Source organism: Clostridium lundense DSM 17049 (assembly GCF_000619945.1).
Lineage (GTDB): Bacteria > Bacillota > Clostridia > Clostridiales > Clostridiaceae > Clostridium_AO > Clostridium_AO lundense.
In genome coordinates this window covers 20,024-42,189 of sequence record NZ_JHVC01000023.1, presented here as the reverse complement: position 1 = coordinate 42,189, position 22,166 = coordinate 20,024, and the positions used below count along the sequence as shown (strand labels likewise).

Sequence of the window (22,166 nt, the reverse complement as noted above, 5' to 3'; positions counted from 1 at the left end):
TCTCCTATTCCAATTCAAATATCTTCCTCATTAAATCCTCTGGGCTTACATAAAATATCAATGATATTTTACTCCATACATCTGGAGATAAAGTAATTACATCTGGCTGATTTGAAATAGGAAGATATACAAATTTTGCTCCTTGCTCAATAATATAACTTATTTTTTCATTTAAATTACTTACCTTAATAAGGTTTCCATTAACAGTTAAGCTACCTAATACTACTGTTTTTGCCTTTATTACCTTAGATATAAAATTTGATATCATACTCAAATAAAAAGCAGCCCCTATTTCTTGATTCCCACCTGAAGCATTTTCATCAATAAGTTGAGTAATATAATTAAATTCTTCTAACTTTGTTTTAACACCCATATTATTTGAATTTGCTTTTATATAGTTAAATACATTTCTAATTGTATCTTTTGCTTCTGAAGAAGGTCTCCCTGTTATTTGATATCCACCATTCCCAGTAACTTGATTTGTTTCTATCTTTATTGGAAACATCCTGTCTTCCTTAGTTATAACTGTATAAACTTCCCCTATATCTAAAGGTTCTATCATGTTTCCTATACCATTTTTCATTTCTTTCAAAAATATTTGCTTAGTAGTCTTATCTTCTTTGTCATAATATCTAAAATTAGTACCAAAAAATTCCAAGCCACCACATCTTTTAAGCTGTTCCTTTACACGCATTCTTCCTTCTATAGCAAAATCTAAGTATTCCTTTAATTCCTCTTTACTTACATTCATATCAGGGTGTAATAATTTTAATAGGCCCGATACTGTTTTTCTTATAGATTTTGTATCTCTTGAACCCAAACTTAAATCAAGTGTAAAATACTTATCTATTATATCCGAATAAGATTTTTTTCTAAAATCATGAAGTACTCTTGAGAAATAATCCGAGATAAATCCAATGTCTTTAGAATAATACTCTGTTTTCATTTTAGGCATTTCCCAACCAGGTAAATAATAATGAAATCTGTCTATTAAAGCTGGTGTTTGTAATTCATCTGCTAAGGTTGAAAAAAGATCTCCACCTTGCTCCCATATCTGAAGTGGGTTGTCTATATTCCCTACAAAAACCATAGAAGACTTTCCCTCAATTCTAATTTTATCTCTGGCAAAATTTCCACATTCCATGTATGTCTGCAACATTGCAGGTCCTTGTGGATCATCAAATCTTACATTAGCAACTTCGTCAAAAGCTACAACATCCCATATTCCTACAAGACCAACTTCTTTTCTTCCAAGATTATAAAATAAAACCGCAACTGAAGCCTTACCTCCTGCAATTAAAATGCTGTACGGGGATAATTCATTGTATGTATAAGATTTTCCAGTTTCTCTTGGGCCAAGCTCTATTAAATTATAATTAGTTTCGCAATGAGGAATCAACCTAAGCAAAATTAATAATTTTTGTCTAAAATCAAAATATTTAGGATCTAAACCTATGCTATGAATCAATAAATCCAACCACTCATCTCTTGTAAAAGCACTTCTTTTTAAAATAAACGATTCTAATTCTTCTGATGATACCTGCATAGGGCTAAATTTACCAACCATTACAGGATATTTACTGCTTTCTTCATTTTTTTCTAACCTAATAAGCCCCCATAAACCACCTTCAATAAGCCCTTGGTATTTTCTTATCCATTCATCATCAACTAATATATCTTTAAGCCCTGCAGTATTTACTGTACCTATATACATATCCTTGTTAAGATCAACTTCTACAGATAATTTATCTATGATAACAATACTACCACTTGTTTTTATAGAATCCTTAATTTTATTCTTATCCTCTGGTAAAATGTAATGATCATCAAGAATACCCTTAACTTTAGTTATAATTTCTTCATTACTTAAGCTTTCATCATAAAATTGAGAAATTAAATATTCAAGAACATACACCGGCAACTTTATACTTGTTTTCAAACTATTAACGATACCTTTTTTCACTACTTTGAATTTAAAATTTTCAAGAATTTTATCTTGTAAATCCATTTATCATCTGCCTCCAAATATATCTAAATCCTTATCAATCACAGTTCTGCCTTGCTTTTTAATTACTTCTCTATATACTTCCATATTATTCTTCAATATTACTATTAGGAATTCATCACCATTTACTGCATCTCTTATAGGATAATTAATATTGTAATTATCAGATTGAATTTCTATTTTATAAACTTGAATTCCTTTATGATATATTTCTAACATGTAGCCTGAAGCTCCAACTAAATTAGCTTTTATCTCATTAACACAACTAATATTTTGTATAGGATTAAATTTATTTATTTCCTCTAAATCTCTTCTACACTTAATTAAAAAAACTGGAATAATATTTTCCTGTAATGATATTCCGCCATGGGTATATTTACCTACTTTTTTTAAAGTATTTATACTGTTTATAAAGCATATTTTATATCCATTAGTATCAATAAAATCTGCACATTTATAACTATCTAAATAGAATGACGTGTCACATTTGCTTTTCTCATTCAAAATTAAATATCTTCCTTTTTTCTTTTCTAAAGCTATACTATTATCCTGCTCCCTTATTTTTTCTTCTGCTTCTATAAACCCATGGTCTGAAAGTAACAGAACATCAAATTTTCTGTTTATTGAATATTCAATTATTAACTTAATATCTTCTATTCCACTGCTAACTTTAGATGCATTTTTAAACTTATGAATATAATTATCGATAGTATCATTAAAACATAATACAATCCCGTTAAAATCTTTAGTATTTTTGAACATCTCAAAATCTATTACTTCTTTTTTTAAGATTTGTTTGGCCTTATTTATTCTCCAATCTTTTAACTGTGTAATTATTTTATTGTCTTTAGTTAGTTCAAAAGCACATTTATCATTTATTCTAACATTTTCATCTGTTATAAAATAAGAATTCATGCACACTTCTGTTTCACTTGGTATTTCAGAAAACACATCATATTCACTAACTTCTTCAAAGTTTAATCCTGCTACAAGTTCTTTTGCCATTTCATATCTTAAACCATCAGCTAGCAAAACAACAGTTCTATCTTTTATTCTTATATTTTTAAAAACATCCTTTTGTCTAAATGCACCATCGGTATTTTTTATTAACAAGCTATAATTATTTATATATTTACTATTGATATTTAATATAACATTATAATATTTATCGGATATGTTATTAAACATGCTCATATCAAAAATGGCATTATATAATCTTAAACTTATAGTTGATAGACTTTCAAAATATAATGATAATTTCCTGTACAAATTATCAATTAAATATAAATCCTCTTTATAAGCTTTTATGTATGATTTCATCGTTGTATCAAGGAAAAAGTAATTTATATTTTGATTTAGTAATGCTTCTAAAGTTTCATAAGTTTTAAAATATTCTCCTATTATCTGCATATCCTCTGTCCATAATTTGGACAATTTAATTTTTACTAAAGAATTTTTCTTCAACTTATTTTCTATGGTCATTTCAAAAAAAACAGGAATTGAAAATGAAATTTTTTCTGTGTCAATGCCATCAATATTATTAAGTATATATTCATTTAGAGCATAAATTTCATTTTTAAAACTATATTTATTTTCCTTAATAAACTCGAATACTTTTGACAACGATATTGAATGCATATTAATTACCATATCTTCAAAGATACTTGGAAAATCATCTTTTAATTCATTTTTTGCTAAAGATAGTAATACCTTTTGTATAAGGTTATTGGTTTCAATAAAATTATTATCAACAGAAACGCCTAAATAATTTTTAAAAGCATTTATAAGGTTGTCCATTAAATTTGCATCTCTGAGCATCTCTACTTGAAAATCATTTTTAAGAACTTTTATAATCAAATCCTTATGGTTTTCTGCTTTACCAAAGGAAACTTTTAACAAAATATTTTTTATTATATTCTCGTCAACATAATCTTCTTTTAACATCATATTATACACATTTTCAAAATTATGAATAACCAATTTAAATTGTTCATTAGATAAATAGAGCTTATTTCTAACTTTATTATAAAGCTCATCATTATTAGTTAGAAAATCATTAATATCAATCTCTATTATATTTGCTTTCCCTGAAGCAATATAAGAATCTAAATCTAAATCATTTATTGAATAAAAAACAGTTTTTTTATCAGATTTTGATTTTCTTATGGCTTTTTGTATTTCAATTTTTGAAGTAGTATTTATAATGTTAAAGTCTATGTTAGAATCAAAATTAATCTCGCTTAAAATATCATAAAAAGTACCTTCCTTATCAATCCAAAATACCGGAAGAAAAGATATTTTATTTTTAATAATTCTATTGATACTATCTTCAAGCTTAATCCCCATATTTCACCTCTATACAACTTTCCAGTTATCTAACACTTTAATACCTTCTACTAAAAGTTTCTCTTCTTTCTCAAGTTCTTTTTTATCTTTAGCCTTAATATTTTCTGCCAATAGTTTTTCTTTACAATTTCTTAATCTTGACTCTAATAGTTCTTTAATCCTTCGTATTTCATTTTGCATTACATATTTTTTATCTTCTTCAAATTCCAATAAAAATTGCTGCAGGTGCCAAATTACAATTGTTTTACTTGCTCCAGTTCCAGATATAACCTTCTGTTGAAGCAATGGTTCATCTAAATCTTTAGCTCCTTTACCTGCAATTGTTACATTGGATGAACCTATTTTCACTCCGGATCTAATAACACCAATTAAGCTTTTTTCTAAAATTGCTTCTGCTTCATTAATAAGCTCATATCCATTTTTAAAGTTCTTTTCAATTTGAATACGGATTATTTTTTCAATATCTTCATCTAAATATAACTTAGGCTCCTGCTCTTTTATATAGTCTTTAACAATAGCTCTTAGCCAGTTTAAAACAGCTTGTTTAAGATCCTTTTCTCGATAAATTCCATATTCTTTTCTAAGTTCAAGAACATCATCTGGGTTCATCCCTTTATATTCAGCGATTTCTATGATACTCATAGGTCTTTGGCTTCTGCTTTCTTTCTTTGGATCTCCTATACAATATAACTGTTGTAATTCATCTCTGCTAAGTTTATCAGAAGGATTAGTTAATTTTTCATAATTATAAGCAGATTTTCCAAATTCTTCTTCAATTACTTCTATATCTAAATTTGATAAATCATAAATTTTATAAATACATTTATCAATATCATTTTGTATTTCATATAACTCATTTTCAATTTTCTCAGCGTAGTTTAAATATTGTATATAGGCATCTGCTATATTTTTATTGCAATAATTAAATCCAAATTCTAATTCTGTTGAATGATAAAAGTCAGATATATAATTAAAGCCTAATAAAAATTCTTTTATTTCTTTTGCTTTTATGGTTTTTTCTTTAACTTTTTCTTCAACTTCCTTTTTAGGTTTTTTATATGGTACTCTTTCTAAATCACCTACTTGAAATCCTGGTGATGGGTTTAATTTGTATAAAATAAAGCTAGTTAATTTTGAATTTAAAAAACCAAGAATATAATCTAGATTGTCATTATCACTAAAAATACACGAACCTTTCATATCAAATATACAGTTGGAAGGTAAATTCCTAACGCTGAAATATTTACCTCCAATGTTACTGTATGTTAGTCCAGGTTTAAAGAAAAATTCTTGGTTTTTAATTGTTCTTGTTTCACTTCCATATTTTTCTTTAGCTTCTTTTTTTATTTCATAGCCATCATTATACCAATTAATGTAATCATAAAGATCATTTGAATATTTTGAATATCCCCCACCTTTCGCATACGCAAAAAAATGCTTATTAATATATGAATCAGGAATCTCCCACTTGTATCGTAGATATTTCCCGTTATCTCCAGTCATTATTCCCTGTTTTATTTTAACCTCTTCTACTAACTTTTTGCATTCAATAAATATTTTCCAAATATTAGTTGGTATATCAAATATAAATGGACTTCCACTAATATTATTGAAAAGTTTTTGCTGTACTTTAACCCATTCTACACTGTCTATATCTTGAATTCCAGTATTTTGAGTCAAATCACAGCATTCTACAAGTTGCTTAGAATTTTTATTTGATTTAAATGCTAAGAAAAGTGCTGCACTTACTGCTGGTCCATCAAAAACTCCTACACCTAATTTAATAAGCCTTCGTATGGCAAAATTAGAAAGCATTAGTTCCCTTATTTTGTCATGACTGTCAAGAGTCATAAATGAGTCAGATCCCACAAAACTTAAGCAACCATTTTTAATAAGTAATTCTTCTGCTCTTGCAATAAATGCTTCAAATAAATTATTATAATATTTGGGATATTGTTTCTTTAAAAAGTCTGATGTTTCTTTTCTCATCTTTCTTATACCTAAATAAGGCGGATTCATAACAATAACTTCAAACTTTTGAGAAAAGAAATCTTTCGCTTTTCTTTGAAATATTTTTTCTTGATTGCTAATATATTTACCTATATCTTCTGCTGTATATGTATTTTCATTAAAGTCTATATCTTGATCAAATAGTGAAATCTGATAAGTCACTATATCATTTTCATATCTATACAAAGAATTGGCTTTTAATATATTCATATTAAATAATTTCATTTCAGTTATTTTAGCATCTGCAGCTTTACCCTTAGCTTTTAACCATAAGTTTAAAGCTGATATTTGAAGTGGCTCTCTTTGTATGTCAACCCCGAATATATTATTCTCTAATATTTTTTTAACTATAGTCTCTTCTGAATATTCTGGTCTCTCAGCTTTATATAACTCATAAAAAACATCAAATGAATATACCAAAAAGTTACCTGCTCCACAGGCAGGATCTAATAATTTAATGTTATCAATGTTTTTATTTTCTTCCCAATAAGGTTTAAGAGTATTATCAACTATATATTTTACAACCCATCTTGGTGTGTAAAATTCTCCAAATTGAGTTTGCTCCTCTTCAAGTTCATTAATAATTAGCGAATATATTTTATCCTTATAGCTTATATCTTCATTATTTTTTGCTATCTTTATTTCATCAGCTTTTACATCTACCCAATATTGATAAATCCAACCTAAAAAATCATCTTCATAAAACTCTTCATCTTTTATACTTGAAAGTATATTAATAATAGCTTTTATACTTTCAAAATCAGGATATAAAATAGTATGTTCAAAATCTTTGAACAAAAGAGGAACTTCTTTTGCCATTTCTTTTGAGAGAACTTGTAAAACTAAAATAAATTTATAGTATTCAGTATCTTCTTTATAGTTATCTTTTCTCTCTAAATCATCTATTTCATCTTCATATTTATCTACAATATCCATAAAAGCATACGGATCTACATTTTTAAAATCAGGTAGTACTTCATTGTAAATATTATTAGCAATTATTTCTTTCAATAGCTTACCCATAAGTTGTCTTTTTTCCATAGTTTTAAAACATATCAAGATGTGCAAGAAGGTTCTTGCACAATCTTGAATATATTTTATAAATTCTTTTTGATTTCCAGATATGTTTTTACTCTCAAAAAGACTCACAAGATTATTTTTCATAAGCATATCTTGGTTACTCATAGGTATATCTATTGATATATTTCCTTTATTATCAAATCCTAGTTTTTCAAATTTGCTTGCGAAATCCTTTATCAATATTTCTCTTATTTTTGATACATTTGCCTTTAAACTAATCTTGTCAGCCATATTGATATTCCCCCTATAGTTCTAATGTTATTTTCTTTCCTTCATTAAGTTCTTTTTCTATCTGCTTTTTTATTTTGGAATATACTGCATCAAGTTCATTAAGCTTCTCTATGCTATCTATATTTATTACAATTTCTTTAGTATAGTTTTTAAATTTTCTTTTTACTCTTTGTGGTTTTTCATATAACTTATCATTTCCAAAATCTGATGCAGGATAAATAGTTTCAGGTTCTTTTTTAATTACAATTTTATTTTTATCATTATATTCATGAATTTTTTCTATTAAGGTTATTAATATATTATCCAATTGTTTTGTTAATCTTTTTATATCCTCTAATGTTCCAAGTTCTTGCATTTTAAGTTTACCATTAAGTATAATTGCATCAATCTTTTTAAATTGGATACTATTTAAAATATCAATTCTTTGTTCATCTTTTAAGCTGCTCCATTCAGGAATCTCCTTCAATATTTTAATAGTTTCATTATATTTTTTTGAATATTCCTTATATGCTTCTTGATACTTAATAGTATAGTCTTTCATTATTTCATCATATAATTTTATATCTCCATTGATAAACTTGACACCTTTATCTTTTATTTCTATTTTAGAATTACTATTTTCATCACTTAAATACATGTCATATACTTTTTTAATGTATTCTAATTTTCCAATATTTTCTATTATGCTAACTACCTTTTTAGTATTATCTAAAATTGAATCATCGTTAAATTTTGAGTTAAATAAGCTTACTATTTCTTCCGCATCGTCTCTGGATGAAAACTCATTTATTGTATTTTTAATGTATAATATTGTATTTTTTAATTCTTCATTAATAAATGCATCGTAATTATTTATTAATTGATTTAATGCAAATTTTCTATTTTCACTAAAATACTTTTTTATCTTATCAGCAATATCTTTTAGCTTAATTTCAATAACTAAATTTGGATCAAGTCGTTTTAGGTTAATTATTGCCTTTCTTATATCTTCATCTGAAATATTAACCCGTGAAAATGTATATAAATCATATTTAACTCTTTCCCTTGAAGTAAAAGGTCCACTGCTGCCAACTAATATATCTATATCTTCAGGAATATTAAAGTATTTTCCCTGCTGTGATATTTTAATATCACCATTTTTATAAGCTAAAGCTGTTAGGATTTTTATAGTATCATGATGCCATCCATATTTACCTTTTGTAAATTCATCCATAATACTATTTCCATCTTTACCAAATCCGCTTTGTGGAAATGATTTTAAAAATTCATTATAATATCTGTTACTTGTATTAATATTTCCATTTGTATCCACTAAATCTAAATCTTTTAAATATTGTGTTGTTAGCTTTAATGTAGGGGCTAAAATTTCTTTTTTTATAAATGTATCAACAGATTCTCTAAGTATCTTGCCAAAAAACTGCGAATATTTTCTTTTTAACATTTTTTCTACTTCTTTATTAAGTCTATCTATTACCAGAGCATTATAATCTCTGTTTTCATTCCCTAAGTAAATTATTATTGAATTTTTAAAACAATCCTCTATCATTTTCTCAATATCATTACCTACAGTAGTATCTCGCTTATTCTCAATTTGAATTCTTAACTTTTGATCAATACCAAAATCTAACTCTTTACCTAATGCTTCCTCCATTTGCAAATAAAATTTCATTGCATTAAATAAAGCTTCCCCATCATATTTCTTTTGTGGAACTATATAAATGCTCTCTTTATTATTTGTATTATTTCTTGCATTTTCTTTTAATTTTTCAATTTCATAATCAAAAGGAATGCAAGAAAATATATTGGGATATTCTATGCTCTCATCTGATTTTTTTAATACAAATCCTACTTCTTTTGAAAAATCATTGATTTTACCCCAAATAATATTTTTACTTGATTTAACTTGAGTATTAAATAACTCATATATTCTTTTATTTAATGCCTCTCTAATTTCCGAATCAGTAATAATTTTTATACCTTTAATCTTACTCCAGACATCTGATTCTTTTTTTGTTATTGGCTTATAAAATCCGCCTTCATTATTCACATAATTTTCTTTGACTAAGATATCAATATAATCTTTTAATATATTTTCATCTTTAATTGAAATTTCTTCATAAACAAGAGGCAAAATCATACTTGCTTTGGATCCTTCTGGTCTAACTTGTGCCAAAAGTACAATAGCTTTTAATATTTTTACTAATATTTGAATATTTACATAATTATTTTTTTCATCTATAATTACATTTCCTTCTAAGCTTTTAATCAAATCACCATATTCATCATCAATACCACGTTTATTTTTCAATTCATCAAAAATCAAATTGATATCTACAAAATAACCTATATCTTTATTGCATACCTCAGGATTTTTTATAATAGCCTTAACAGTTTGCATAAGATTTCTTACTGAACCTTTAGTTTCATTTTTTAATAATTCTTTTAAATAAGCTAATTGGAATGGATAAAATGGATATGAAATAACTAAATTGGGCGTTTCTATTTTTCCATCATCAGTATTAGCTAAATATGCTTGAGAAAATAAATATTTGAATTTATCCAATTTTATTTTTTCCTCTATATAACTTGTAGCTTCATCTTTTTTGTCTAAATATCTATGTTTAACTATTTTAAGCATCTCTTCAGGATAAAGAATCTGTTCCTGCCCAAACCTATGAATCATTCGTTCTGCTGTCTGTGTATTTAACAATTTTGTTTTTGCTTCCAAAGAAGTAACTACAAACCATATTCTATCATCCAATAATTCTATAAGGCCTTCAAATTTTCTTACCTTATCCGCTTCATCTAATACATCCAATATTTCGTCTATAAAAATTATCATTCTTTTCTTTCCAGATTGTTTTAATATATTTTGTAGGAATTCAGATACTTCTATTGCTGAATATTTATCCTTCAATTCAAAACCGTCTAATTTTCCATTCTGTCTTAAAATAGCTTCTGGTAAACAATCAAGTATAGTATCTCCTGGTCTTGTAATATGGTTTGCTGAAAAAATAAATGTGATATAATCATTAGTATTAATATTCCCTATTAACTCTGAAAGCTTTGGATCTCTTATTTGCTGTTGAAATGTTTTAATTACGTTTAATTTTTGTTTGTTTTTATTTTCATCTTCATATTCTAAATATTCTGTAGTAAACATTGTATTTAGTATTTTAATAAAATGAGATTTACCGGATCCAAAAAATCCTCTAACCCATACACCAGGCCCGATTTTATCTCTATATTTTTCCTGTAAAAGCTGTGTTTGCATTTTCAAATTAGGATAAAGCTTGTCATCATCAAAAAAATAAGCAAAAAAATTTCCCATAATGTTTTCCACATTTTCGGTCAATACATATTCATAAATTTCTAAAGCTGTAATTTTTCTATCTACAGTAGTAACGTCATTAAATTCTCTTTTTATGTCTCTGCCAAAAGTTTCATATATCTTCTTCATCTTAGCACCTCTATCAATATTCTATTTTGTAATCATATATACAATCTACAAAATTAGAATTTGTTATTTTTATTCTTCTACCTTCTGTCTGTTCTGTTTTATAATAATGATAAATATTTTCTTCATAAGGATCTTTTTTACCTATAGTAACCCATACTATAGGTAAATTAGCTTGTACAGCAAAACTATCATCTGAAGCTAAATATCTGCTTATATAATCCAATGGATTAAATTCATAATTATATAACTCTTCATCTTCCATTATTAAAAGTTTTTTTATTTTATTACTATAACAAAATTTTTCTAAAAATAGAGTAAAAATTTCTGATAGCTTAGTTTGAAACCTTCCACTACTTATTCCATATTTATTTTCAATTTTTGTTAGCTCATCAATATTTTCATCGTATACTTCGCTTTCAAAAAAACTATTTACATTTAATATTTCATTTGCCACAAAGTATTTTTCTCTAATGCTATTTATCACTATTCCATATAGTGATTTATTCTCAAAAAACATCAATCTTATTGGTCTGGATGGTGGTTTGCTTACTACTCTATTTATCTCCTTTGATACATTATTAATAATTTCTTGCATACTCCAATATACCTCCATTTTTCTTGGATATTATGTTAATATCACCAAGCCTTTGAACATCAATCAGTCCTTTTATGTTTGCTTGTGAAATAAAATATTCTATATCATATTTATTAAGTAAAAATTTATTAAATACATTGGATCTGTGTACATCCAGTATATCTATAGTTTCTGTTGAAAAATAATAGAACAATACATAAACAAACCATTCCGCTGAAAGATTAGGTCTCTTTATATACAATTTTTCATCCTTTTTTTCTCCCCATTTAAAATCCTCTAAAAATTTCATTAATTGGTTTCTTACCTTATTAATGCTTTGTTCTGATATTTCTTGCTGTAAATTTTTGGATAGCATATACTTTTTTTCTTCAAATAACTTTTCAAAAAATCTATCTAAATCTTTTTGAGTAAATGTTTTCTGTGAATATTCATTATAATTATTAAAAATATATCCTTCTAAAAAAGCCTTTGCAAGAGTTTCATATTCTAAGTAATATAAAAACATATGATTATACTTTTCTTGTTTAGATAGATTTGATTTAATTACCTTTGATAGTGCCAATACTTTCTCCTCATCTTTATTCAAGTATCTTGCTTTTATCGCACTAAATACTCTCTTTGAAGAAGATAATTTTCTATCACCAAGAATTTCGCCATTATTTACTTTTTCCGCAAGCTCATTAATATTAATTTTATCACTTATGTTACTTAATACTTCTATGCTATCATCAATCCATGTACTTGTTGTAGTCCAATTTAAAGTTGACATAAAGCGATACTCCTTTTTATTCTATCTTTTATCTATTCTTCTGTCTTTAGGTTTCTCAGCATTTTCAGGAATTATCCATATAGATGCATATTTAGTTGCTCCAGGAATTCTACCTTCTGAACATAAAACCTGTACCCTTCTTGTTGTTAATTTCCACTTCTCAGCTGCTTCTTGAACTGTCATATATCCGTTCATATGGCACCTCTTATACTAAAATAGTTTATATTATTCCAATTATTAGTTTATTCTTTTTAGCGAAGAATTACAATAATATTTGACAAATTTATTGGTAATATATATAAATATTCGCATACTATGTCAAAATTTATTTATATTTAAAATATATAATTATCTTTCAATATCTCTATAAACCTTATATTGTATAGTTCATGGGGGGTACAAATTGTCACCCACCCCATGACATAGTGAGTTTAATGTTGACATGATTCTAATTAGCTTACTTTTTTTACCTGTCTTATATAAAGTCATAGGGTGACATATATATTCACTTTCAAAATTTACCTTATTTAAAAGTGTATCCATTGAAACATCTACTATATTCTTTTTTTCTTTTTCATAATCCTCAAAATTAACAACTTCAATATTTTCTATGTTGCTTGTCTCCTCTTTCACTTCAATATCTTTTAACTTTTCTTCATCAAATCTATTTTCATTAGCATTAGGTTTAATATCGTTATTTTCAGGATCTATTTGAAGCTTATAAAGATTTGAACTTTGTCCTCCATTATCCCTATATCTTTCTTCTTTAATAACAAACCCTTCTTCTACAAGAATATTCATGGTTCTTTGAATAGTTCTTTCTGACACTCCGCAATCACTAGCTATAGTTTTTACAGAAGGAAAGCACGTTCCTTCTGCATTAGCTCTATTTATAAGATAAAACATTATTTGCTTTGCTCTGCTTGGTAGCTTTGATTTATATACTTTATCAAGCATTTCTCCTTTTTTCACATTAGTTCCTCCTCTCTTCTAGTCTAGGTAATAAAGTCATTAATTATTTCTCTGTATATATCTTCATTAATCTTTCCATCAAATAGACTTGGTGAATATTTAAGAAAATGTATATTATCATTACTGTTTTCAAAGCTTTTTCTTATTTTTAAATTTTCTTCATCGGATATTGAAGAGAATAAAATATTATAATCAACATCTTTTATAGAATTAATTGCTTCATAAGTTTCTATAAGTTCATAAGGTTTGCTTCCACTACATAGAATTTTAATGTCACAGCTTTTAAATATTGCTATATTTCCTTTGTTTAAGCTTCCTAAATCAAAGATTTGACAGTTTACATCATTAGGAAATTGCTTATTAGGATAGTATTCAACTCCTTTGTATCTATAATAATTTTCTACCTTTAAAAATTCATAATAAGCAGCTATTTCTTTTAAATGCCCACAGTCATTAGCTTCCGTATAACTTACCTTAGCTCCACTATTAAATAAAAATCTTGCCATATTAAAAGCAGTTGTAGTTGTACCCACTCTTGATAATACTCCCGCAACTGCTATTTTTATATTTTTATGATTAAATGTATACTGATTTTCATTATTTTCTTTTAGATTCCAATCTTCCTCTGTTTTCCCTATATGACTTAAACATTTTAGTATTTCATCTTTAATCTCTTGTATTTCTTTAGAAATTATAACGTTGTAGATTTTCTCTTCTATAAGCCTTGATATTAATTCATCTTCTCTTTTTAATCCTTCAGCAAAAATTATAATTCTTGAATCATACATCGCTTTAAACGCTGTTATTGCTTCAATTATTTCATTTTCAGTATCTTTAAGCGCTTTTAAATCTATAGCAAAATAAGAGTAGTGATTTAAATTTCTCATATCATGAATTACAAACTTTTTTAGATAGAACTCACCTGAGAGCTTTTTAATTACCATACCTTTTTCTTTAGATAAAAAATCAAATAATCCTATGTTTTCATTGTTTGATAGATACAAAAACACTGTTCTCACTCCTTGCCACTTTATAGTCTGCTGGTATATCTATAGGTTTGTGTTTAGGTTTATAAGTAAATATTAAAATAAACCCTATAACTACAATTACAATATATATAAATAGCTCTATTAATAACTTCTTTTTCAAATCACTCTGCCCCTTTCTATTTTATAGTTTACTGATTATCCAAAATGGACCTCCTGCATCTGCTCCTTTATTTGCTTCATTTAATATAATTGATATATCCCACTTTTCTTCACTTCTTGTCCTACTTACCGGATCAGCAACTAAAATCTTTTTATCTGCTGTTACTCCTCTAAGTACAATAAAATGACCATTCCTTGTAAAATGTCCTTCTGCCATAATAGCAATTATAAGTTTACCCGCTGCAAGAGCATCTACTATTTTTTGTGGCTCACTTGAAGTGCAACCTTCTACTTTAAGTCCAAAGTGTTTTGCTCCATCAGGTATTAACGTATGGTAAGAACCCACACCTTCGCAGTAATAGCCATTTTCATAAGACCATTGACTCATTTGAACTGGATCAACCTTTTTATCTGTAAGGCTTGACACAACTATAGCAAGAGACGTCGGACCACAACCACTTCTTCCTATAGTTCCTGTTTTTCCATACGGCTTGTCCTTCCACCTTTCATCTGCTTGATTATAATAAACCACTTCTGTAGCTCCATCTTTAAAAGATACTCCTGAAAAATCTAACCCACTACTTTCTAAATAACTATTGTCATTAGCATTTATCAGCTGCTCATATCCATACTGGCTTCTTATATTTTTAATCTGTGTTAACTCATTTCCAAAGAAAATGCTACTCAGTATTTCAAGTGGATTTGTAAGAATATATACAATAAAAGCCAAAATTAAAAGCACCGAAATAATCGGTGCTAGTGATATAAAAATTATTTTGTTTCTGATTTCATCATCTTTTGCAGCTTGAATCGCTATTTTTGCAACGATTGCTGCTCTTTTTGGATCTAATAGCATAGAACCAACCTCCATTATTTTTTCAAACTAAAAAAGAAGGATTAAATTATTACATATCCTTCTTCAAACTAATATACAAATTATTGATTTATTAAGATTTTATGCCGTTATACCTATCTCAAAATCTTCAATAATAATATGATCATTATTTATGTTCTGTTTTGCTTTTGTTGATGCTAAACTTGCTACATTTACTAAATTTCTTATTGTTTCTATCCTATCTTCAATTATGCTGTCACTAAAATTACAACATGCTATGCCAACAGATGCTGAAACTGGAATATTATGAGGATAATTATAATCTTTTATTGCCGTTACTATTTTTTTAGAAAGAATTTTACACTTATTCGCATTATATGTAGTTAAAATTGCAAATTCATCCCCTGCATATCTACATAAAAAATTATCTGGTTGTATATTTTCTTTAAGTAAGTTTGCTACAATTTTTAAAACTGCATCTCCATTTATATGTCCAAATTTCTTATCGATATATCCAAAATTATTTAAATCTATAAATATTAATGAGGCTTCTTTTCTTTGCTCTATTAAACTGTATATATTATAAAATAAATAATCGCTTTTATATAAACCCGTTAGTAAATCAATATGTCTTCCCAATTCTATTTTTAATTGATTTTTCGTAATAACCCCTACAACTTTACTGTTATCTTCTACAAATATTACATCTATGTTCTGATTAAAATCAAATAAATTTTTAATTTCCCATGTAGATGTTTGTGAATCTACGCAAATATATCTATTAGTCATAACATCCGCAACTATTCTGTTAGGATTTGCAATTCCTAATTCTCTTAAAGTTAAGACTCCAACTAATTTTTTCTTATCATAAACGGCAGAACACTCTATGTTATTTTGATAAAAAATCTCCTGAACTTTTTTTACTCCATCTAATACATCTACTTTATAAAAATTTTTATCTATTATATCTAAAACCCTTTGTATCATAAATCTATAGATTTGCTAACATTGATAGTTATATTAACTTGCGCCTTTATAATCATATCTTCATTAGCAATCCTTTCAACCTCCTCCATTATTATAGGAATTAGTTTATCTTGCGGAAGCATATTTAAGATAGTCCTTCTAACAACTATTGCTTCCACACACTGATGTTCTATTTTAACTATTTCATATTGATCAGGAGATAATATATCTACCATTCTTCTAGCAGCCTCTGGACCTATTGGCGCTTTCTTACCAACAATTAATATGTCTTGCATAGGAGGCATTTCGAACTCTGAAAATCTCATACTTATTTCAGCTTTTTTGGTCCCTTCTGATTTATATCCCATAAATATGTCACCTTCCTTAATTTCATAAACTATAATATCATAAATTGTCTAATTATTCTATTATTTTACTTGAAATTTATTTTATTGTCGATAAATTCCATAGTTTAATAATATTACTCTTATATTATTTATCTTCCCCCAGCCTTACCCATATACTCAAATTTATATTCAGGTATCTCAAACACCACATGAAGCCTCTTAGAACCTATCATAAGTAGTGCATTTCCTCTTTTCTTACTAGCAAGCAGCTCCTCCTCTGCATCTGTTAGGTTGTAAAGTTCCTTTGTTTCCTGTAGATTCCTGCCATCTGTTCCCATTATGATTTTAAAGCATGGTATATCAAGAAGTGCCTGTCCATACATTTTTATTTGTGGATCAAGAAAATCTACAACTGAATGGCTTATTATAGCAACTCCTGCTTCGTATTTTCTTGCCCTTTTTTCAACATTTCTTAAAAATACTAGACTTTGAGGTACATTGGTATCAATCATAAGGTAAGCTTCATCGCAGATTAACAGTACTCTTTCATTTCTATCTTTGCTCATTTCCTGCCAGCACCAAGTAAGAATATTAAAATATTGAGTCCTTTTAATATTGTCATTAGTATTTTGTAAATCATGGGTATCAAGACATATACACCTTGTATTAGTCTTAATAGAGCTATATCCATTCCAAAGAAAAGAATCACTTCCCATGGCTATATCTTTTAAAAGTAATACAAGATCATCATAAATATTGGCTTCACTTTCTTTTCTTGTTTTTTCTTTTGCTTTTTTATCTATTAAATTGTATAAGTCTAAAAATATAGGAAAATCTTCATTACTAAGTTTTGTTATATCTGTATCCCAAGTTATACCAAAGTTATTATATAGCTCAATTAAGCAATCTTTAAGAATAGCTCTTTCTCTATCTGTTAAGGATGGAATGTACAAGCTAAAGAATATTTCTAAATTCTTAATATAAAGAGCCATATCACCCATACCTTGACCTTCATCTTTATAAACTTCATCGTTATCATCTACTGGTGTTGGTCTTATTTGAAGTGGATTTATTCTCCCATTACTGCCTCCACCTGCGTTAATCCAATCTCCATTTAAAGCTTCGCATAGTTCTTTGTATTCTCTTTCTGGATCTACAAATATAATTTTAGTACCTTTCATATATTCAGATAAGGCTATATGTTTAACTGCTGTAGATTTTCCAACTCCTGCTACCCCCATTATAACCATGTTAGTGTTGGTTCTATCATTTCCTCTCTTCCAAGTATCTAGTATAATTAATCCACCACTGGAATCTCTTCCGAAATAATAACCTCTTCCATCATTATAACTGCTTGATGAAAAAGGAAATCCACCTACAAAGGTGGATAAAGGAACTATTCTGCTTACTATCTGCTCTATATTTTCATCTGAAGTATAAAATGGTGAGCAGTTTTTAAATGCCTGCTCCTGCAAGTTTGACAGGTTTCTTGGTTTACATTTACTCATGGCACATGTACTTTCAGTTTTTCTGCAAACCTTATCAAAGCTTTCATCTTCTCTTGATATTGGCATAATAGTAATTCCCATAAGTCCAACAGTTTCACCGTTTTGGTCTATTTGCACCATTATCTTTTCTCCATCTAAAGCTGAACGTTCTGCCCTTTTCTGAGCTAGTGGATCTTTAGCACTTTCAGCAATACTACGGCTTTGAATAACATTTCTTGATAGACTCTCAATAAAAGAACCATTGTCAATAGGTGTAAAGGACACACTAACAATGGTACTTGGAATGTTTGTAATTTTAGAAAGCCATCCATAATCAACCTTTTGAGGATATTTTACTATTCCATATATTCTCCCTGTATTTTCTCCTATAACTAAACTATTTCTTTTAATTTCAAGTCCCATAGGAGTAATTATATTTAAAAGAGCATTGTTTAACATTATTTCCGTTTCTAGATTCTTTTTATTTCTAACCATTATTCTCTCTCCCATCTTCATTTTCTTAAAAAATAGGGATAGTGGCTTCAAACTCACTATCCTCAATATTTGTATAAGCTGGATTATTTATAAGATTACAAAGTCTCACTATATCCTGCTGTTTTAATATTTCACAATGGATATTCCCACTTTCAAATTTTGATTTAAATTCATAGCATCTTTTAGATATTTCTCTTTCAATATCTTCTTCATACTTTTCCCAAAGCATTATATAAAACTGCCTTTCAACAACTTCTCCAGATAAAGCGTAATTACTCATTACTAGCATTTCATTTCTTAACAAATCCTTTTGCTTTTGATCTGAGCTATTTGAAATAATACTTGTATACTCATTTATAAGTGGCGAAATATCTACTGGTCTTGATACTGCTAAAAACTTATAAGGCTTTTGCTCACTTGAAAGCTCTGCTGTAAGAGTTTTACATAAAAGCTTTTTTTCTCTTTCTGATAACAAATCAATACTTATAGGATTAATTTTTATATACATGATAATGTAGCCATCTCGTGTATATAAATAGCGTTCTTTAATATCTTTTACATTTACAAACTCATTAGCAGTTTTCTGCTCTTTATTTTCTGTATCCTTTGTTCTTTTACTATTCTTCTTTAAAAATAGCAGTGTTAAACCTCCACAAATTAAACAAAGCAATAACATAACAATTGCTATAATAGGTTTCATGGTGCACCTCCTACAGCTCCATATCATCTTCATAATCTGGTACATAAACATCCATAAAAGCTGAGTCTTCTACTTCTTCCTGAGAATAATACTCTGGTTCTCTAAACCTTTCATAGTATTTTGAAATCTGCTCATCTGTTAGTGAAATAGATGCTCCATCTTCATTAAAGCCGCAAAGAAAAAACGTACCAGCAATTATGTCTCTGCCGATACGTCTGTTTCCTTCAAGACATCTTATTTTACCTTCTTCATTACAAACAAGGCTTGTATTATCATCTAAGTCTAGCATTTCAATTGAGCCTCCAACTATCTCCTGCATAGGTTTTAAACCTTCTTCTATTTCTGCAACATAAGGCCTTATTTGAGGTTGAACTATTAATACTCTCATAAGTTTTTACATCTCCTTTACTTTTTTAATACTTTCTCTAATATCTAAGCCATCAATTTCATTACCAAGACAAACCCATCCTTCATGAGTTTCTCGTGCAAAGAGTTCAACTCTGGGTAAATATCCGCAAAGCTCAATTATTCTTTTCCTTACTTCCTCAGGTTTTTTACTATGCTTTTCAATAGGTAAATCTATAACTGAATGAACTGCTTTTGATATTCTTTTAGGGTGACCTTTAGTTCCAATTAGGCATATTTCCGGATTAGCTCTTGTCCAAAATCCCAGTCCCCAAAACCAATTTGGACTTTTCTTATTTCTCTTTACCCAGCAAAACCCTAAGGTTTTATAAGTAAATCCCCATCTTTTCATAGTTTCAAGCCCTACAAGTAAGTTAGGAAAAGTAACCCATAAAAATAAAATACAATCTTCCATAGCTAAACTTGCTACGTCAAGATTGTATATATCTTCATGACTCATAGTATTATAATGATTTTCAGCAGATCTTCCTCTACCTTTTTTAGAATATACTTTATAGCTCCAAGGTGGATCAGCATAAATTATATTAAATCGCATAAGTTTCACCCTAAAACTGTGGGCCTATATGCCAATCGTCATACAAGCTGCCTTTTATGTTTACATAATCATTTAAATTAACAGAAAGCATACCATCTGGTGTCCATACATCTATTACTTCTGCATATACAGAATAGATTCCATCTGGATACCATATTGGAGTAAAATGTACTCTTTGATTATAGGTAGAATATTTATTTTTTCTAAGCTGAAAACTTGAGGAATAACCTGCTGTTATCATTTCTAATACTCTATTATAAGTTTTATAATTAAATTCAGGATAATAAGAAATAATATTTTGAGCACCTGTTATGGATGAGCTTGTAGCATTAGAACTAAGATTAGAAGTTACATTTAAGTTTATTCCATATCCTGATTTCATAGTTTTTGAATAGGCTGTAGGGACTTTAGCATCTGGCTGAAGGTTCATATTGGCTGAAAGATAAGCATAGTAACTTATCCATTTATATTTCCAATCTCCTCTATCAACCCAATGACCATTATCAACCCAGTATCCAGTGTTTTTACCTGTACTAACCCAGTTCCAGTTTGCCTGCCATTCCCATTTAGGTTCCCAATAACAATCCCATTTTCCCCATGTAGCAGAAGTTTTTGGAGCTTTACTTGGAATACTAGAAGCTTTAAAACTTGGGTTCTTATCATTAGCAGTAGGATTTGGTGGAGTATTTTCTTTAAGGTCTACTATTTTGGCTGTAATATTTGCTTTATTTGCAGATGCTCCACTTATACTTACATCTATATTTAATGTTTGTGGTGTTTTGGGAGTGTGCCATTTAAACCAAACCTTTTGAGATTCTCCTTCTGGAATATAAATATTACTTACAGTGTAGTTTTGTCCATTTACTCTAAAGCTTACAGATACAGGATTGTCAGGTGTTCTTCTTCTATCTGTATTTACAGTTATTGAAGTAATAACATCTGTGTCACATCTATATTCATAGGAATTACTATCAATATCTACTCCCTTATCCGCCTCACTAAACCTTATGACACCAAGTCCTAAATAGGCTTTTATTTGAGTATTTGATACCTTTTGATTACTCGATCCTGACCAAGCAGCAAAACCTAAATCAGAAGTTTGTAAAAACAAAGCAAGGGGCAAATTCTTATGAGATAAACTTACCATCTTTGCTCTTAAACCTCCTCCAAGTTTTTCATCATATAATGCTGCTTCATGTGCAGTCATTGCCATATACACTCCTTGAAAAGTCATGTAAGCTATAGGTTCAATAAGTATTTTATAATCTCCGCTTATAAGATTTTCATAATTCATACCAGTAAGACTTGCAATTAACCTTAGAGCATATTCAGAACAAAAGTATTTTTTAGTAGCTTCAATATTTATAGTATAGCTACTTGAACCAATTATCCTTGGCATAGGTTGAGATGGAATATAATAGTTATACACACTTGTGTATGCTTGCAAGGAACTTCCGTTTCTATATTGAATTTTTGATTTCTTTCCAAAATGTATTTTTATATTATTTTGATTTTTATTTGAGAAATCAATAGGTGTAGTTACTGGCATTTGATCTCTACACCTGATAACAGTAATCCTTACCCCATCATTCCCTGGATTCCAAAAGTTTTGAGATGATCCATTTCCCATTCCACCTCCTCCGCCGTCAAAGTTTCCATCTCCTTCAGCAAATACACTTATAGGTACAGAAAAAATTATTAACATTAAACAAAGTAAAAATGCTGTTACTCTTTTCATAAGCTTACACCTCCAAAAAAA

At 28.1% G+C, this 22,166-nt stretch carries 18 protein-coding genes; all 18 read right to left on the bottom strand.

Annotation, left to right across the window (positions count from 1 at the left end; genetic code table 11):
- Positions 1-4 precede the first annotated feature (4 nt).
- The 18 genes from brxL to T514_RS0119115 all read right to left on the bottom strand — a co-directional run bounded on the left by brxL (position 5) and on the right by T514_RS0119115 (position 22,145).
- Positions 5-2,008, bottom strand: coding sequence for a protease Lon-related BREX system protein BrxL (gene brxL / locus T514_RS0119200; protein WP_027626239.1), 2,004 nt, complete (start codon positions 2,006-2,008; stop codon positions 5-7).
- Positions 2,009-2,011: 3 nt separating this feature from the next.
- Positions 2,012-4,351, bottom strand: coding sequence for a PglZ domain-containing protein (locus tag T514_RS0119195; protein WP_027626238.1), 2,340 nt, complete (start codon positions 4,349-4,351; stop codon positions 2,012-2,014).
- A 9-nt stretch (positions 4,352-4,360) separates the two neighbouring features.
- Positions 4,361-7,672, bottom strand: a complete 3,312-nt coding sequence (locus tag T514_RS0119190; protein ID WP_027626237.1) for an Eco57I restriction-modification methylase domain-containing protein — start codon at positions 7,670-7,672, stop codon at positions 4,361-4,363.
- Between the two features lie 13 nt (positions 7,673-7,685).
- Positions 7,686-11,132 carry a hypothetical protein gene (locus T514_RS0119185; protein ID WP_027626236.1) on the bottom strand — a complete coding sequence of 1,149 codons (3,447 nt, stop codon included), beginning with the start codon at positions 11,130-11,132 and terminating at the stop codon, positions 7,686-7,688.
- 13 nt (positions 11,133-11,145) lie between these two features.
- Positions 11,146-11,727 carry a hypothetical protein gene (locus T514_RS0119180; protein ID WP_027626235.1) on the bottom strand — a complete coding sequence of 194 codons (582 nt, stop codon included), beginning with the start codon at positions 11,725-11,727 and terminating at the stop codon, positions 11,146-11,148.
- Positions 11,711-12,496: a BrxA family protein gene (locus tag T514_RS0119175; protein ID WP_027626234.1), complete on the bottom strand. Its 786-nt coding sequence runs from the start codon at positions 12,494-12,496 to the stop codon at positions 11,711-11,713. The genes T514_RS0119180 and T514_RS0119175 overlap by 17 nt, the downstream gene beginning before the upstream one ends.
- Positions 12,497-12,517: 21 nt before the next feature.
- Positions 12,518-12,691 carry a MerR family transcriptional regulator gene (locus T514_RS26310; protein ID WP_084284757.1) on the bottom strand — a complete coding sequence of 58 codons (174 nt, stop codon included), beginning with the start codon at positions 12,689-12,691 and terminating at the stop codon, positions 12,518-12,520.
- A 192-nt stretch (positions 12,692-12,883) separates the two neighbouring features.
- Positions 12,884-13,468, bottom strand: coding sequence for a helix-turn-helix domain-containing protein (locus T514_RS25900; protein ID WP_027626233.1), 585 nt, complete (start codon positions 13,466-13,468; stop codon positions 12,884-12,886).
- Positions 13,469-13,491: 23 nt separating this feature from the next.
- A complete protein-coding gene (locus T514_RS0119160) occupies positions 13,492-14,478 on the bottom strand; it encodes a hypothetical protein (protein ID WP_027626232.1) in 987 nt (328 codons plus the stop codon).
- On the bottom strand, positions 14,453-14,617 hold the full coding sequence (locus T514_RS27040) for a hypothetical protein (protein WP_169735833.1): 165 nt from the start codon (positions 14,615-14,617) through the stop codon (positions 14,453-14,455). The genes T514_RS0119160 and T514_RS27040 overlap by 26 nt, the downstream gene beginning before the upstream one ends.
- Before the next feature lie 21 nt (positions 14,618-14,638).
- Positions 14,639-15,472, bottom strand: a complete 834-nt coding sequence (locus T514_RS0119150; protein WP_027626231.1) for a C39 family peptidase — start codon at positions 15,470-15,472, stop codon at positions 14,639-14,641.
- Between the two features lie 99 nt (positions 15,473-15,571).
- Positions 15,572-16,438, bottom strand: a complete 867-nt coding sequence (locus T514_RS0119145) for a diguanylate cyclase domain-containing protein (protein ID WP_027626230.1) — start codon at positions 16,436-16,438, stop codon at positions 15,572-15,574.
- Positions 16,435-16,785 (bottom strand): hypothetical protein, encoded by a 351-nt coding sequence (locus T514_RS0119140; protein ID WP_008423847.1) that lies wholly within the window; start codon positions 16,783-16,785, stop codon positions 16,435-16,437. Before T514_RS0119140 ends, T514_RS0119145 begins: the two co-directional genes overlap by 4 nt.
- Before the next feature lie 128 nt (positions 16,786-16,913).
- Positions 16,914-18,746: a VirB4 family type IV secretion system protein gene (locus T514_RS0119135; protein WP_027626229.1), complete on the bottom strand. Its 1,833-nt coding sequence runs from the start codon at positions 18,744-18,746 to the stop codon at positions 16,914-16,916.
- Between the two features lie 25 nt (positions 18,747-18,771).
- Positions 18,772-19,446, bottom strand: coding sequence for a hypothetical protein (locus T514_RS0119130; protein ID WP_027626228.1), 675 nt, complete (start codon positions 19,444-19,446; stop codon positions 18,772-18,774).
- A 10-nt stretch (positions 19,447-19,456) separates the two neighbouring features.
- Positions 19,457-19,834 (bottom strand): DUF3846 domain-containing protein, encoded by a 378-nt coding sequence (locus tag T514_RS0119125; protein ID WP_027626227.1) that lies wholly within the window; start codon positions 19,832-19,834, stop codon positions 19,457-19,459.
- A gap of 6 nt (positions 19,835-19,840) precedes the next feature.
- Positions 19,841-20,407 carry an MT-A70 family methyltransferase gene (locus T514_RS0119120; protein ID WP_027626226.1) on the bottom strand — a complete coding sequence of 189 codons (567 nt, stop codon included), beginning with the start codon at positions 20,405-20,407 and terminating at the stop codon, positions 19,841-19,843.
- A 10-nt stretch (positions 20,408-20,417) separates the two neighbouring features.
- The gene (locus T514_RS0119115; protein WP_027626225.1) at positions 20,418-22,145 is read right to left on the bottom strand and encodes a DUF8193 domain-containing protein; all 1,728 of its coding nucleotides are present in this window, start codon (positions 22,143-22,145) and stop codon (positions 20,418-20,420) included.
- Positions 22,146-22,166: the final 21 nt, after the last annotated feature.